Below are 15,692 nucleotides of genomic sequence, written 5' to 3' on the forward strand. Positions count from 1 at the left end.
AATATTAAAATGACAGCCGTTATTATTATAGGAATAATAGCGGTTGTTATTTTAATATTTACTTTCTGTTTGAATTTTCCGGAAAAGAAATTTAAACAGGCTTATGTCATAGATGGTTTTATTTGTTATTTTCCAACCATTTTAGACGACGTTGGTCGGGAAGATGTTTTACTTTGAAATATTCGAATTTTGCATCGAAACCGTTTCCGTCCGGACTGGCAGCCATTAATCCGACCATGACAGGAGTATTATCTTGTAAATGAGCGTTTCTCATCATCGTATAAGTTTTATCGTCATACGAATAGAATATTTCTACGGCATCGAGACGTCTGACGGCTTTTATCCACACAAAATCCGGTATTTTGTCTAATGTAATCACACTCCAATCACTTGTTTTATGCGTTACTACGGTACTTAAATTGAATTTTCCATCGACAAATTCAACTCCGGCTTTGATGTAATTTTCAGGATCGATGCGAAGCATAAGCCCCATTTGATCGAACCTGTTTTTATAGTCACCTGTAATTTTTACTTTTACCTCGAATTCTCCGCCATAAGTTGCATAATAAAAGGGCGCATCATCGACTGTGAAACCGTAATGAGAAATTCTCCAATAGTCGCATTGCGGTGTGACGAACATGGTGAGGGCATTATCTTTTATTTCCCATTTTTCAGGTTCGTTGAACCATTGCATTTTTTCTAAACTTTGAGCGTGTATGCTTTGGAATATTCCTAAAGCCAAAATTCCTAAAAATAATTTTTTCATCTTTCTATTATTAATTTTGTTTTAGGTGTTTTTATCTTATTATGTTCAGTTCTTCTATCAAATGGGACGCATTTGCATATTTATCGATGATGAATAATATATATCGTATATCTGTGCAAATGGTGCGTTGATAAGTTTTTTGATATTGAATATCTCCGGTTATACCCTCCCAATTCCGGTCGAATCCGATACCGACAAGCTCTCCTTTTGAATTCATTACAGGACTTCCCGAGTTTCCGCCTGTCGTATGAGTGTTTGCAATAAAATTTACAGGCATAGAACCGTCTGTCCGGCTATAATCCCCAAAATCTTTTTTCTTGTATAATTCTTTTAGACGAGGCGATACCACAAATTCCCAGTTGTCGGGATCTTCCTTTTCCATAACTCCGTCTAAAGTCGTATAATAACGACAAGAAATTCCGTCTGCCGGATTTAACGGAGATACGTTTCCGTAGGTTAACCGGATAGTGAAATTTGCATCCGGATAATTGGGTTTATCCTCGTTCATTTCTAAAATACCTTTGATGTAGGTCCGTTGAGCATTAGCTATTTTTATCTCATCTTGCTTTAGTGCTTTTGAAATATTTTTTGCTTCATCCCGTATTGATCGGGCAAAAGCGATCATGACGTCCTGTTCTAAAACCTTAACGGATGGATGTTTTTTGAATTTTTCATATTGAGAGGGATTCCCATATATCGATTTTTCAAACAATGCATCGACATACATATCGATATTTCCGTTATATTTTTTATCTATTGTTTTAAAGAATGCCGGACGCTCTTCCGGAGATATTTTTTCAGCATATAATTTCAATAATGCTTTTGCGATTTTCTTGTCTACTTCAGGTGCATAATCTTTATTTCGGAAATTGAAGTATCCTTTATTTATGGTCTGCATAGCCGAGTCCGGAAAAATTTTCTTTCCGGATTTTTTCATTTTTTCAATTAGACTTTGATGCGTAGGAACTCGACTGAATTCGATACCGATAAATAGAGCTTCATTGAGATATTGCATGCGTTTTTTTAGATTAGATCTGTTATTGACAATCGTTGCTATATCTTCTGCAGCCTGTTTATATTCGGGTTTGTCGTTTTGTTTACTCCATTCCAACAACTGTTGTTGCTCTTTCTCCTTAAGAGTTACAAGTTGTTGTTGGTTTATCATTTTGTTCATTCCTTTGCTGCTTTTATAACTATTGGTAGAACTGGCGTATTTCCCGGAATATTGAATGCGTATTTTCGGATCTTTCAACATTTCTTCCAGCATTAACTGTTGGCGAAGATCTCGTACCTCGACTCGAATACTATTTTCGATATCTCGTCGTTCGATGACTTCGGCCGGAGTGTAATAATGATTAGTACGTCCCGGAAAGCCCATAAGCATGACAAAGTCGTTTGCTTGGATACCTTGTGTCGAAAGATTGAAATATTTTTTAGGTCTTAAGGGGATGTTTTTTTCAGAATACGGGGCAGGATTACCTGTACTGTCGGCATATACCCTGAATATAGAAAAATCCCCCGTATGACGAGGCCACATCCAATTGTCCGTATCTGCACCGAATTTACCTATAGAAGAAGGTGGTGCTGCTACCATTCGTACATCCGGATAGACTTTTTGAGTGAACATGTAGTATTGATTTCCGCCATAGAACGGTTTTATCGTAACTTCGATTCCCGGATGTTTTTTTAAAAAATCTTTGCCGATTCTCTTTTCAGCGAGATTGTTCAAATATGATGCAGACAAATAATTCAGTTCTTGTTTTGACGTATCTTTTTTTATTTCGTTTTGGACATAAGCCGTTACGTCTTCTATTTTGTCGATAAATGTTACGGTCAGTCCGGGATTGGGGAGTTCTTCTTCTCTGTTTTTAGCCCAGAACCCGTTGGTCAATAGATCGTTGTCAACAGAACTATGTTGTTGTATGTAACTATATCCGCAATGATGGTTGGTCAAAATCAATCCGTTGGGAGATATGACTTCCCCGGTACAACCTCTTCCGAAAATCACAACAGCATCTTTCAGAGAAGTGGAGTCCGGATGGTAAATGTCTTCGGCACAGATGTCTAATCCGAGACCTTTCATCTGTGATATGTTTTGTTGGTTTAAGAGAGGGAGTACCCACATTCCTTCATCTGCCTTTATGGAAAAAGAGAAAGAAGAAAAAAGCAATAGAATAAAAAGAAAATTTTTTTTCATAGAGGAGAAAATCTAATTTGTATATTCGAGACGAAGATAAAAATAAAATCATCCCGTTCCAAATAGCGGAGCAGGATGATTTTTTATATGAAAGAATGTCAAAATTCCAGTATCTCGGATTGCATAGAAAGGACATCTATTGTAAACAGCCGGTTACGTAACGGTTTTCCGCATCCGGTGATCACTTTAATGGTTTCCGAAGCCTCTATACAACCGATAATACCCGGAACTACACCTATGACACCATTTATTGTACGGGGTTTAGAGATCAGTTCTTGTTCGTCGGGGTAAAGATCTCGGTAAGTCATGCCGCCTTGATAATTGAATACGGATGCTTGACCGAAAAATTCACCGATTGTTCCGTATATATAAGGTTTTCCTGCTGTAACACAACAGTCGTTTATCAAATAACGTGTAGCGAAGTTGTCGCATCCATCTATAACCAGATCATATTCCTCGACTAAACTCATGGCATTTTTTTCTGAAAAAAATGCTTGGTATGTATCGATTTGTGTGTTCCCTGATAAAGCCAGAAGGCGACGTTTCGCACATTCTACTTTCGCTAATCCTATCTCTTGTTCGGTGTACAGGACTTGTCGTTGTAAATTACTTTCTGAAACAACATCTGCATCGACTAATCCGATACGTCCTATTCCTGCACCTGTAAGATAGAGAGATATAGGAGACCCCAATCCTCCTACGCCTACTAATAGTACTGATGCTTCAGAGAGTTTCTTTTGTCCTTCGTTCCCGATTTCGGGAAGCATAATTTGACGGTTATAGCGTTCCATACTCGTTTAATTTATCGATCGAATACCTCATCCCAATCTTTCCATACAACTTCATATCCTTGTTCTTTGATGGCTTTTCCAACCTCTTCGGGAGATCTTTCGTCACTGACTGCGAATTGTTCCAAAGCTTGAGGATAAGTAAAATATCCGCCCGGTTCGGTTTTTGATCCTGCACTCATCGATGTGACACCAAGAGTCGTAATATTGTTCCTGAAGTTGGGACTTTCTCGTGTAGAAATCGATATATCGACATCATGATCGAAGATGCGATACGCAAAAATCAACTGTGCCAGTTGTCTGTCGGTCATTACTACATTCGGCTGGAAATGTCCTTCAGACGGACGCATACGTGGAAAATTTACGCTATATTTCGTTTTCCAGTAGTGTTTTCTCAGATATTGTAAATGTATGGCCATCATAGTCGTGTCGGTACGCCAATCTTCCAACCCGATCAATACGCCCATTCCGATTTTATGAACTCCAGCCTGTCCCATGCGATCGAACCCGTTTACTCTCCATTCGAACTTCGATTTCATTCCTTTGGGATGATATACCTTATAACGATCTTTGTTGTAAGTTTCTTGAAAACATACTACACCATTTAGTCCCGATCGAGTCAGCCGATAGTATTCTTCGCTTTTCAGAGGCATTACTTCTATTGTCAAATTCGAAAAATAAGGGCGGGCGAGTCGTAAAGCATTTTCAAGATAATCGACGCCTGCGTCACGAGGATTCTCCCCTGTTACGATTAATAAGTTCTCGAACGGACCTATTCTGCGTATAGCCTTACATTCGTTGACAATTTCTTCGTCTTTCAGTATGACCCGTTTTATCGGATTGTCATGCTGAAACCCGCAGTACACACAATGATTTGTGCAGGAATTCGTAATGTATAAAGGTACATACATCTGTATCGTTTTTCCGAAACGTTGTTGGGTGTACATGCGGCTTAAAAATGCCATTTTTTCAAGATATTTATCTGCTGCCGGAGAAATTAGTGCCATAAAATCGTCTATTTGCAAATGCTTTTTATTTAAAGCTCTTTCTACATCAGCATCTGTTTTGGCATAGATCTGTTGGGTGATCTCATCCCATGAATATTTTTCTAATTCTTCAGAAAATAACATATTCTTATTTTTCTTTTTTATGCAATGAATTGATTCTTTTGAGAATGTTTTTTCGGGTACATCGCACACCGACGGAATAATATTCCGGTTCGACATTCTCCAGATAAACTTTCAATTCACATAATAACTCTCGTTCTTGCATGCATAATTTATAGGCTAATTTCATACAAAGAGCCTGTACGGCGATGCTTTCACCGGGAGATAGCATATGATTGATACAATAATCGAAAAGGGTAACAGGAAATGTTTCTGTTACCGGTAATTGATATAATATAGATAATCGTAATCGTTTTATTCCGTCGTGAGAAGAAGCCAATAGCTCCTGTATCAGTTGTTCATAATAAGGGGCAAACCATTCCGGATGTATTTTACATAATTTTTCACAGGCCCAAATTGCTCGCCATGCAATTTTTATTTCGTTGTCTTTAGTTAATTGCAATAACGGAATAAAATCTTGGGGATGGTTCGAAGCGGAAATAACAATCCGGTCGATAACCTTACGTGACAAAGACTCGGACAACAATCGACGAAAATCGGTTACTTTTTCCATTTATATTTATTTTGTACAGTCATTTAAGTTTTGACTGATGCGCATAGCACAGAAGTTCGGACCGCACATCGTGCAATATTCCCCGTCGTTTTTCGAGCCTTCTTTATAGTACTCCAGCGCTCTTTCCGGGTCTAAAGAAAGATTGAATTGATCTTTCCAGCGGAATTCGAAACGAGCTTTGCTCAATGCGTTGTCTCGTATCTGAGCGCCCGGATGGCCTTTGGCTATATCTGCTGCGTGAGCTGCGATCTTATATGCGATAACGCCGTTGCGTACATCCTCGCGATTGGGGAGACCTAAATGTTCCTTAGGTGTTACATAGCAGATCATTGCTGTACCGTACCATGCGATCATCGCAGCTCCGATAGCGGACGTTATATGATCATATCCCGGGGCGATATCGGTAGTCAACGGTCCTAAAGTGTAAAAAGGTGCTTCATGGCATGATGTCAGTTGTCTGTCCATATTTTCTTTGATTTTTTGCATGGGAACATGCCCCGGACCTTCGATAATGACTTGTACATTATGAGCCCATGCTTTCTGGGTTAATTCTCCGAGTACATCTAATTCGAGGAATTGCGACCTGTCGTTGGCATCATGTATCGATCCGGGACGCATGCCGTCACCTAAGGACAAAGCAACATCATATTGTTTCACGATTTCACAGATTTCGTCGAAATGAGTATATAAGAAATTTTCTTGGTTGTGGCTTATACACCATTTTGTCATGATAGAGCCTCCACGAGATACAATTCCGGTAAGTCGTTCTCCAATGAGTTCGGCATGAGCTTTTAATACACCGGCATGAATAGTAAAATAATCTACCCCTTGTTCGCATTGTTCGATCAAAGTGTCCTTGTAAATTTCCCATGTAAGGTCTTCGGCCTTTCCGTTTACTTTTTCGAGAGCCTGATAAATAGGTACAGTACCCATTGGAACAGGACAATTGCGGATAATCCATTCCCGTGTCTCGTGAATGTTGTCTCCGGTAGATAAATCCATTAAAGTATCTCCTCCCCAGCGGCAACTCCATAGTGCTTTATCAACCTCTTCTTCGATTCCTGAGGAAAGGGCCGAATTACCGATATTCGTATTTAGCTTTACTAAAAAATTTCTACCGATAATCATCGGTTCGGCTTCAGGATGATTGATATTTGCAGGGATAATAGCTCGTCCGGCAGCAACTTCGTCTCTGACGAATTCCGGAGTAATATGGCTTTTTATACCGAGCATCTCGTTTTGCAGATTTTCTCGGATGGCTACATATTCCATTTCCGGGGTAATGATTCCTTTTTTAGCGTAGTACATCTGGGTAATTTCTTTCCCTTTTTGGGCACGATAGGGTAGTTGTACATTTTTGAAACGAATCGTATCTAAAGACCTGTCAGCCATACGAGAACGCCCGTATTGGGATGTAATTTCAGAAAGGCGTTCGACATCATTGCGCTCAGTAATCCATGATTCTCGCAAGCGGGGCAGCCCTTTTTCCAAATCTATTTCTATTTTCGGGTCTGTGTAAACTCCGCTGGTGTCGTAAACATATACAGGATCATTGCGTCTTACAATTCGTTTTCCGTCAATGATTTTTACGGTATCGGTCAGGTTTACCTTTCGCATACCTACCCGAATGTCATATAATTTGCCGGAAACATAGATTTTTTCAGATCCCGGATAACTATTTTTCATATCGTTTTTAGGTTTCATATCGTATATTTATTTTTCAAGTAAATTAATCCAGAAAAGAGGTAAGGGGACTGCTTGCTTCGGCATGCCGTCTTTGTGCTCCGAGTCCTGATTCATAGGCTAATCTTCCGGCCTCTACTGCTTGTTTGAACGCCAGTGCCATTTGTTCCGGGTTTCCGGCAATAGCGATTGCCGTATTGACGAGTACGGCATCAGCACCCATTTCCATAGCTTCTGCGGCATGTGACGGTGCTCCGATACCGGCATCTATGACGACAGGGACATTACTTTGCTCTATGATAATTTCGATGAGATCCCGGGTGATGATTCCTTTATTTGTTCCGATAGGAGCACCCAAAGGCATTACGGTAGCAGCGCCTGCTTCCTCCAATCGTTTACATAATACCGGATCGGCTTGAATATAAGGTAATACGATGAATCCCATTTTAGCTAATACTTCAGTAGCTTTCAGAGTTTCTATAGGATCAGGTAGTAAATATTTCGGATCGGGATGTATTTCTAATTTTATAAAGTTAGTTCCGAATGCTTCTCTTGCTAATTGTGCTGCAAGTATTGCCTCTTCTGCATCGCGGACTCCCGATGTATTCGGAAGTAATTGTATGTGATCTCGGTTGATATGCACTAAGATGTCGTCTTCCGGATTTTGCATATCGACACGTTTCATGGCAACAGTCACCATCTCTGATCCTGAAGCGATAATAGCCTTTTCCATCAATGGATTAGAACTGAATTTGCCTGTACCTACAAAAAGGCGGGAGTTGAATTCCCTGTCTCCGATTACTAATTTATTCATTGTTATATTTGTTTATAAGATTTATGATCGATTGAGTTTCGGCTTGAGGACTTTTTGCTCGGAGGATGCTTCCGGATAGAGCAATGCCCGTGACTCCGGTTGACATGATTTCAGGTATATCGTTTTTGGTAATTCCGCCTATCGCAACGATAGGTACTGTATATCCTTTTTCCTTACAAGCCGTAAGTATTTTTTTATAGCCGTCGATTCCTAAAATAGGACTCAAATTTTTTTTTGTTTCTGTATAGCGAAAAGGTCCTAACCCGATATAATCTACTCCTTCTTTTATCAGTCGTTCGATATCATCGAACGTATTGGCCGTTCCTCCGATAATGTATCCGTTTCCTAATATTTTTCGGGCTTCAGAGGGAGGCATATCGTTTTTTCCTAAATGTACTCCGTCCGCTCCGGTTTCCAATGTCACTTGTACATGATCATCGAGAATCAGTTTGGCATTATGTTTCCGACAATGTTCTTTTAATTGCAATGCTGTTGCTATAACGGTTTGTTCCGGAATATTTTTCATTCGGAGTTGTATCCAGCGGCATCCTCCTTCTAATGCTTCGATTGCAGATGTCAGGTAATCGTATTTTTCGTTGCTATGAGTAATAAATTGTAACATAGGTAGATTTGTTAGCGGATTGAATTTTTTAAAACGGTTATTCGGTATTGTAAAGTCTGGAGAGTTGCATTTTTCCATAAGTAACCGAGTACGGCAGCGCCTCCGAAACCTAACTTTTGCAATAGGGGAATGTTTTTGGGGGTTACTCCTCCTAAAGCATAAACTTTTGAATTGATAATTCCTTTGCATGATGCATCGACGAGTTCTTCTTTGGAAAAAGCGGAAGAGTATCCTTCTTTGGAAATACTGTCGAATATAGGACTGAGGAAACAATAATCTATATTTTTGATATGACTGAGTTCTTCTATTGAATGGCATGAACGGCTTACCGATCCTTCACATATTAATGGACGTATAGGATTGCGCCTGTTCAAATGAATACCTTTTAAGGGGAATGAATCAATTAAATCGAAATGATCATGAATAACGATTTGTGGATACAAATAGGAGGGTATATCTAATAGTAGAGATGCTATATCTTCGGACAAAGAACCCGGTTTACGTATATGTAATAGATCGAGTCCCCCCTCTAACAAAAGAGTTATGGCGTCTGCTTCTCCTTTAAAAAAAGTCGGTTGGGTAATTCCTACCAGTCTCATGCGGTATGTTTTTTTGAAAGTCCGGTCCTTGAATTAGAACCGGACTTCAGGTTAATCGTATTTTAAAGAACTGAACCGAATCAGCCTCCACACGTAGCCCGAATTACAGTTACCTTGTCACCGTTGGCTAAGAAGGTCTCAGGCCAGTCTTCCTTACTAATAATCCGGTTATTGACAGCTACTGCTACTCCGTCCGACGTGATACTTTGACCAGCGAGCAGATCTCGTAGTGTAACTCTGCTTCCTACACAGATTTCTTGGTGATTCAAAAATACTTTCATACACTGTTTTGTTTAATTTCAAGTCTAGGTTGTTACTATTGTTTTTGTTGTTGTGAGTTCGGTGGAATGTCATCTTCCTTTTTCAAAATAAGCAAAGAGTGAGGAGCAAAAAAATGGTTTAGCGGACCATGTCCTTTGCCTGTTGTAACTTTACTGCCGGTTTTTATAGCCGAAGTAACAAACTGTTTTGCTCGTTTTACCGAATCGGGTAGAGAATAACCTAATGCCAGATAAGAGGCTATAGCCGAAGACAGAGTACATCCTGTGCCATGAGTATTGGGAGTTGTTATATTTTCAGCTTTAAATATATATTCTTCTCCGTCTGCTGTGAGTAACAAATCTGTCATTATTTTGCTTTTTAGATGGCCGCCTTTCATTAAAACAGCCCGACAGCCTTTTGCCAATAATTTCTTACCTGCTTTATACATATCTTTCTCTTCCGAAATCGGGATGGCACTCAATAGCGTGGCTTCATCAAGATTCGGAGTGATGATTGTCGATCGGGAAAACATTGTCTCCCGAATGATGTCGATAGTATCATCTTCGATCAATTTATGCCCGCTTGTCGATACCATTACCGGATCAAGGACGACATAACGAGGGGTATATTTGTCCAGAATTTCAATGACCGCTTTTACGATACCGACGGAGTGTAACATGCCTATTTTTATAGAATCTGTTCCTATATCGCTCAAGACTGCATCTAATTGTGCTGTTACAATATCAGCATCAATGGGTTGTATCGCTTTTACACCGCAGGTATTTTGCGCAGTAATAGCTGTAATGACAGACATCCCATACACTCCAATTGCCGACATAGTTTTTAAATCGGCTTGTATCCCGGCTCCGCCACCGCTGTCAGATCCTGCAATAGTTAGACATTTCGGATAATAAATCATCTTTGCTCAACTAATTAGATTTGAGTTTTGTTTTAACTCAAAAGAGGCAGGACCCTGTGCAGTTGTAATAATATATGCTATGAACAAATTCCTACGCCGGCATTATCCGTCAGGTTCATAGGGTATAATCTCAGCCTTTTGGGGCACCCCTTTTGTTTTGTACAAAAGTAGAAAAAAGGTTTGGTTTTATTGCTATAATTTGATTAAAATCGGAAAATAAATTGAAAATGAACTTTAATTTAATATAAGTGATTTATACACAATATTATAAATAATCTTTATATTTGTTTTAGAAATAACTTTCGGGGTTTTTATTTTATTGATACTTCTGGAGTTTTAAAAGTTTTGAAAGATTGTCGTAGTATTAAATTGATAGAATATGAAAATGAAATTTGTAAATGATTTTAAGCAGTTCGCTATGCGTGGTAATGTGGTCGATATGGCCGTCGGTATCATTATTGGAGGGGCATTTGGAAAGATTGTATCGTCTGCGGTTTCTGATGTAATTATGCCGGTAGTCGGTTTATTGATCGGAGGCATTAACTTTACGGATTTGAAGTTGACATTGCATAGTGCTGAGGTCAATGCTGCAGGGGAGGTAGTGACACCGGCTGTAGAGTTGAATTATGGAAATTTTATTCAGGCAAGCGTTGATTTTCTGATTATAGCATTTGCTATTTTTTGTATGATTAAATTGATGGCGAAATTTACTTCTCGGCAAAAAGAAGAAGAAAAACCGGCTGCACCTCCAGTTCCTTCAGAAGAAGTTCAGGTCTTAACACAGATCAGAGACCTTTTGCAAAAACAAAAAACAGAATGATTATTCTTGTCTAAAAAATATAATCATTCTGACTCTAAGAGCCTGTCTGAATTTTGCTCGGGTCAGGTTTGAGAGTTTTTTTCGAGGATATTTTATCGTTTTTACGAGGATGATAGCAGGCTATCTGATGAGAGAAAACGGAAAACAGACCGGAAGGAAATGCAAAAATGTTCGGATAATACTTCTTTGTTGGGAAATTGAGACATGCCCTAAGAGCCTGTCTGAATTTTGCTCGGGTCGGATTTGAGAGTTTCTTTCGAGGATATTTTTCTGTTTTTAGGAGGATGATAGCGGGCTATCTGACGAGTGAAAACAGGAAAACAGACCGGAAGAAAACGCAAAGATGACCTGATAGTATTTTTTTTATTGGAAAATTGAGACAGGCTCTTAATAAGTAACCCTACAAAATCAAAATTTTGCAGGGTTACTTTACGGAAGTTATGTAAATTGTGTACTTTTATTCTGTGGTTGTTGATTCCGTACTCGTACCTGTGGAATAAGATAATTCTGTATAATAGGCATTCTCAATCACTTTACCTTCATCGTCTTTTACAGAAAATACGCCGTTGGGTTTCTGCGAGCTTTTGAATTGGAAAACGAGTTTGGTTATTCCGGCCTCTTTGGGAAGATAGAATGATCTCCATGTCGCTTCAGTTGCATCTTGATTTACAGTTCCTTCATCATAGATGAGCATGACAGTTTTAGTTTTAGCATCGGTTTCCTCTCCTTCAGTTGGCAATTTTTCTACCAGTTTTAAAGAAGACGCTGTTCCTCCTTCTGCTGTTTTATACGTTAAAGTTCTGAATGTAATAATGTTGTCTCCATAATCATTAACTTCCATCGTGATAGAAAGATTCGCGATATTATTCAAAGGATCGCTGTCTTGAATGGTTATTTCCGAAGATGAGGTGTAATCCTCTATATTCCACATAGAAATATCACTTAACTCGGCTTGTATTATAGGAGAATCCGGTTGATTATCCCAATCTATCAGATAACCGCAATAGATACGTTTACCTCGATCTTCTGCACTGATACCGTTTCCCGTAATTTTTGCGTTTAGATTATCTAAATTGATACAAGGAATTCCGTTTGAAATCTGTATGGTCCCTATTCCTGAAGATTGTGTCGTATTGCCATTATCACCGATGCATCCGGTCAACAATATCAGAGATAAAACTGTAAATGTAAATCCGGCTGTTTTTAAGAATTTATTCATATTTATTTTGTCGTTTATTTTGTGTGTATAAGATCTTTTTTATTGAAAACTCAAAAAATTCCTGTTAAAAGTTTGTTCTTAAACCTACTTGAAAAATGAAATTCAAAGGTTTATCTTTCCACAAATCGGGAATATCGCTTTTATTATTGATGTAATATGCCATTGATGGTTCTGCATATAATTCTAACTGAGGAATAAATGCATAAGCCGCTCCGGCTCTGAGTTGCAATGACCATTGCGGTTTTTTATCCCGAATATCTTCCGTACCATTGCTGGATGCAATGCCGTTTCTGGCAGTTTCGGTTCTGCGTCCGCTGACATTGAAGTCTATTTTAGGTCCTGCAGCAGCATAGAATGAGAAATTTCCGGCACGGGCAAAGCGATATATTGCTTGTAAAGGTATACCTATATAATGTAATTCTTGTTTTCCTTCTTGACTTAATGATTGAGTTTTATAGTCTGAACGCAGTAGTGTGTAAACTATACCACTTTCGACTCCCCAATGTTTGCTGAGATGTTTTTCAATAGTCAAGCCGACAGATATAGGGGTCTTGTGTGTGAACTTTAACGGTTCGGGAGTCGAGAATAAACTAAGCTCATCTCCCATAATAGAAGCGCTTCTTGTCAGAGGTTGGTTATTCGTATTTTTTGATCCCGGAAGAGCATTCGCCGCCAATAATCCGAGAGAAAAACTGTTCCTTTTTTTTGATTGATAACTGGTTTCTGTCAAAACCTCTTTTTGACCGGCTTGTTCAAATTCTTTTAGTTTACGATTATATTCATCTTCGGAAATGTTATTCGGAAGTTTTTTCTGTTCTTTATTCGTTTCTTTCGTAACAGAAGGAGAAGTCTTGCTCAGGTTTTCCTCTTTTTTCTGATTATTCGGTTGTTGGGTAATAATCTCATTTATAACCATATCTTCCGATAATTCTTTCTGAACATTTTTTTCTCTTTCAGCAGTTGTTTTAGCCTGAGTAATCAACGGTTTGTGTGGTAGAGAAACCGCTGTTTCTTGTATATTCGGTTCTTCCGTTTTCGGATGTTGTTGTTGAGGAATGGCAGAATGTTGATCTTGTGCGATTTGTATCCTATCCGATTGTTCCAAAAATAGGTACGTGGTAACAGAGCATACGGCAACAATGATACATGCTGCTGCGTATCTGATAAATACAGGTAAAGAAAAGACGTTTTTACGAGGCAGTTCTTTTTCGATAGATTCCCATAAACCGACAGGAACTTCTGCTTCGTGGTCTTTTAATTTTTCCTGTATAAGATGTTCAAAATCTTTATTGTTCATCTTTCTCTGTTTTTGAAAGGTATAAACCTTTTTGTTTTTAGAAATTATACTTTTAATTATCTACTATAATTCTTCTAATTTTTTTTGTAACAGTCGTTTGGCACGGGTCAACTGGGAACGAGATGTACTTTCTGTGATGCCTAAGGCATCTCCTATTTCTTTATGGGAGTAGCCTTCTATGACAAACATATTGAAAACCGTCCGAAATCCCGGAGGAAGCTCTGCTATCAATTCCATTAACTCGTCTGCCGATATTCGTTCTATCGCCGAATAATCTACCTCTTGTAAAACTTCCGTATTGTCGATTTCAACCGACTCTTTCAGAATATCGTTTTTACGGAGATATTCTAATGCCGTATTTACAAAAATACGTCTCATCCAACCTTCAAAAGAACCGCTTCCCTCAAAAGATCCGATTGCAGAAAAAACCTTGATAAAACCCTCTTGCAACAGATCCTCTGCCGTTTCCCGATTACTTCCGTAACGCAGGCATACCGACATCATTTTCCGTGCATAGGTATCATATAAAGCTTTTTGAGCTTTCGGATTATGCTGTTTACAACCTTCTATAAGTTGCGTTTCATTCATTCGGTTCGCGTAATTTATTGCGAACAACTATCAAATAGATGTTTTTTCCTATTTGATAGCTGCATCGCATACGTATTTTTTGTCTTTTTTTAGGAATCTGGAACTTTAATAATCGTTTTAATATCAAAAGTTCCAGATTGCTTCTATATATTTCGGAATAAGAATTAATCTAACTTGTGGATTATAAGTCCTGATCGGAGCTTGGGCTCAAACCATGTCGTTTTGGGAGGCATGATATTTCCGGAATCGGCAATGTCCATTAATTGTTTCATCGATACAGGATAAAGGGCTAAAGCCACCTGCATTTCTCCGCTATCTACTCGTTTTTTCAGTTCACCTAATCCGCGTATTCCTCCTACAAAATCGATACGTTTATCAGATCGGAGATCTTTGATTCCTAAAATTTCATCTAATATGAGATTGGACGAAATCGTTACGTCAAGAACTCCGATCGGATCATTATCGTCATAAGTTCCCGGCTTTGCCGTAAGACTATACCATTTCCCGGCAAGATACAAAGAAAAATTGTGTAAAGCTGCGGGTTTATAGATTTCTGATCCCTTTTCTTCCACAGAGAAATTCTGATGTAATGCAGATAAGAATTGTTCCGGTGTTAACCCGTTAAGATCTTTTACAACACGGTTATAATCGATGATCGTAAGTTGGCTGGCAGGGAAACATACGGCCATAAAATAGTTGTATTCTTCGTCTCCTTTATGATTTGGATTTTGTTTTGCCTTTTCCGCGCCGACTAATGCTGCTGCTGCCGAACGATGATGTCCGTCTGCAATATATAGTGCCGGCATTTTTGCAAATTCTGCCGTAATAGCAGCGATGTCGTTTTCATCGTCGACTATCCAGAATGTATGCCCGAATCCGTCGTCCGGTGCTATGAAATCATATACAGGTTTTAGGTCTGTATATTTCTTTATGATCGTGTCTAATATTTTATTGTCCGGATAAGCAAAAAATACGGGTTCGATATTGGCGTTATTGATGCGAACATGTTTCATCCGATCTTCTTCTTTATCCCGGCGGGTCAGTTCGTGTTTTTTTATAATACCGTTCATATAATCCGGAACGTAAGCTCCTACGACGAGACCGTATTGAGTCTTTCCGTTCATGGTTTGTGCATAGATATAGTAATTTTCTTTTTCGTCCTGTATCAGCCAGCCTTTGTCCTGAAATTTTCGGAAATTCTCGGCTGCTTTTGCATATACACGCTCATCATGTTCGTCTGTTCCGGAAGGAAAATTTATTTCGGGTTTAATAATGTGATAGAGTGATTTTTCATTTCCCGCAGCTTCGGTTCGAGCTTCTTCCGAATTCAATACGTCATAGGGGCGGGATGCTACCTCTTCTACCAATTTCTGGGGTGGTCTTATTCCTTTAAACGGTTTTATTTGAGCCATATTATAGATTTTGTTAAAATATATGCG

The 15,692-nt window shown here is 38.9% G+C and carries 16 protein-coding genes and 1 riboswitch; of the genes, 1 reads left to right on the top strand and 15 read right to left on the bottom strand.

The genetic code is table 11. The features are described 5' to 3' along the window. Positions 1 to 118 precede the first annotated feature (118 nt). From Q0093_RS09410 to thiD, 11 genes are all read right to left on the bottom strand, one after another. On the bottom strand, positions 119 to 766 hold the full coding sequence (locus Q0093_RS09410; RefSeq protein ID WP_297929894.1) for a DUF1349 domain-containing protein: 648 nt from the start codon (positions 764 to 766) through the stop codon (positions 119 to 121). A 31-nt stretch (positions 767 to 797) separates the two neighbouring features. Next, entirely contained in the window at positions 798 to 2,963 is a 2,166-nt protein-coding gene (locus Q0093_RS09415) for a S46 family peptidase (protein ID WP_297929896.1), read from the bottom strand. A gap of 98 nt (positions 2,964 to 3,061) precedes the next feature. Then, a complete protein-coding gene (locus Q0093_RS09420; protein WP_294177788.1) occupies positions 3,062 to 3,754 on the bottom strand; it encodes a HesA/MoeB/ThiF family protein in 693 nt (230 codons plus the stop codon). An 11-nt stretch (positions 3,755 to 3,765) separates the two neighbouring features. Next, a complete protein-coding gene (gene thiH / locus Q0093_RS09425) occupies positions 3,766 to 4,881 on the bottom strand; it encodes a 2-iminoacetate synthase ThiH (RefSeq protein ID WP_294177787.1) in 1,116 nt (371 codons plus the stop codon). Between the two features lie 4 nt (positions 4,882 to 4,885). Continuing rightward, positions 4,886 to 5,431: a hypothetical protein gene (locus Q0093_RS09430; protein WP_297929898.1), complete on the bottom strand. Its 546-nt coding sequence runs from the start codon at positions 5,429 to 5,431 to the stop codon at positions 4,886 to 4,888. A gap of 6 nt (positions 5,432 to 5,437) precedes the next feature. Further along, entirely contained in the window at positions 5,438 to 7,135 is a 1,698-nt protein-coding gene (gene thiC, locus Q0093_RS09435) for a phosphomethylpyrimidine synthase ThiC (protein WP_297929900.1), read from the bottom strand. A gap of 25 nt (positions 7,136 to 7,160) precedes the next feature. After that, positions 7,161 to 7,928, bottom strand: a complete 768-nt coding sequence (locus tag Q0093_RS09440; RefSeq protein WP_297929901.1) for a thiazole synthase — start codon at positions 7,926 to 7,928, stop codon at positions 7,161 to 7,163. Continuing rightward, on the bottom strand, positions 7,921 to 8,550 hold the full coding sequence (locus Q0093_RS09445) for a thiamine phosphate synthase (RefSeq protein ID WP_297929903.1): 630 nt from the start codon (positions 8,548 to 8,550) through the stop codon (positions 7,921 to 7,923). Before Q0093_RS09445 ends, Q0093_RS09440 begins: the two co-directional genes overlap by 8 nt. An 11-nt stretch (positions 8,551 to 8,561) precedes the next feature. Further along, positions 8,562 to 9,149, bottom strand: a complete 588-nt coding sequence (locus Q0093_RS09450; RefSeq protein WP_297929904.1) for a thiamine phosphate synthase — start codon at positions 9,147 to 9,149, stop codon at positions 8,562 to 8,564. 80 nt (positions 9,150 to 9,229) lie between these two features. Further along, the gene (gene thiS / locus Q0093_RS09455) at positions 9,230 to 9,418 is read right to left on the bottom strand and encodes a sulfur carrier protein ThiS (protein WP_294177781.1); all 189 of its coding nucleotides are present in this window, start codon (positions 9,416 to 9,418) and stop codon (positions 9,230 to 9,232) included. Between the two features lie 47 nt (positions 9,419 to 9,465). Beyond that, positions 9,466 to 10,329, bottom strand: coding sequence for a bifunctional hydroxymethylpyrimidine kinase/phosphomethylpyrimidine kinase (thiD, locus tag Q0093_RS09460; RefSeq protein ID WP_297929905.1), 864 nt, complete (start codon positions 10,327 to 10,329; stop codon positions 9,466 to 9,468). A gap of 71 nt (positions 10,330 to 10,400) precedes the next feature. Further along, positions 10,401 to 10,490: riboswitch (TPP riboswitch) on the bottom strand. 218 nt (positions 10,491 to 10,708) lie between these two features. On the opposite strand from thiD, the gene mscL reads away from it, so the two are divergent. Then, positions 10,709 to 11,149 (top strand): large-conductance mechanosensitive channel protein MscL, encoded by a 441-nt coding sequence (mscL, locus tag Q0093_RS09465; protein ID WP_297929906.1) that lies wholly within the window; start codon positions 10,709 to 10,711, stop codon positions 11,147 to 11,149. A 457-nt stretch (positions 11,150 to 11,606) separates the two neighbouring features. Here the strand turns inward: mscL and Q0093_RS09470 are convergent, their stop codons facing one another. From Q0093_RS09470 to Q0093_RS09485, 4 genes are all read right to left on the bottom strand, one after another. Then, on the bottom strand, positions 11,607 to 12,368 hold the full coding sequence (locus Q0093_RS09470; RefSeq protein ID WP_294177778.1) for a hypothetical protein: 762 nt from the start codon (positions 12,366 to 12,368) through the stop codon (positions 11,607 to 11,609). A gap of 64 nt (positions 12,369 to 12,432) precedes the next feature. Beyond that, positions 12,433 to 13,665, bottom strand: a complete 1,233-nt coding sequence (locus Q0093_RS09475; RefSeq protein ID WP_297929907.1) for an outer membrane beta-barrel protein — start codon at positions 13,663 to 13,665, stop codon at positions 12,433 to 12,435. 63 nt (positions 13,666 to 13,728) lie between these two features. Continuing rightward, on the bottom strand, positions 13,729 to 14,253 hold the full coding sequence (locus tag Q0093_RS09480) for a sigma-70 family RNA polymerase sigma factor (RefSeq protein ID WP_009319258.1): 525 nt from the start codon (positions 14,251 to 14,253) through the stop codon (positions 13,729 to 13,731). A 164-nt stretch (positions 14,254 to 14,417) separates the two neighbouring features. Next, complete coding sequence (locus Q0093_RS09485; RefSeq protein ID WP_297929908.1) at positions 14,418 to 15,665, bottom strand: DUF1015 domain-containing protein; 1,248 nt, start codon at positions 15,663 to 15,665, stop codon at positions 14,418 to 14,420. Positions 15,666 to 15,692 lie beyond the last annotated feature (27 nt).

It is taken from the genome of uncultured Coprobacter sp. (assembly GCF_947855755.1).
Taxonomy (GTDB): Bacteria; Bacteroidota; Bacteroidia; order Bacteroidales; family Coprobacteraceae; genus Coprobacter.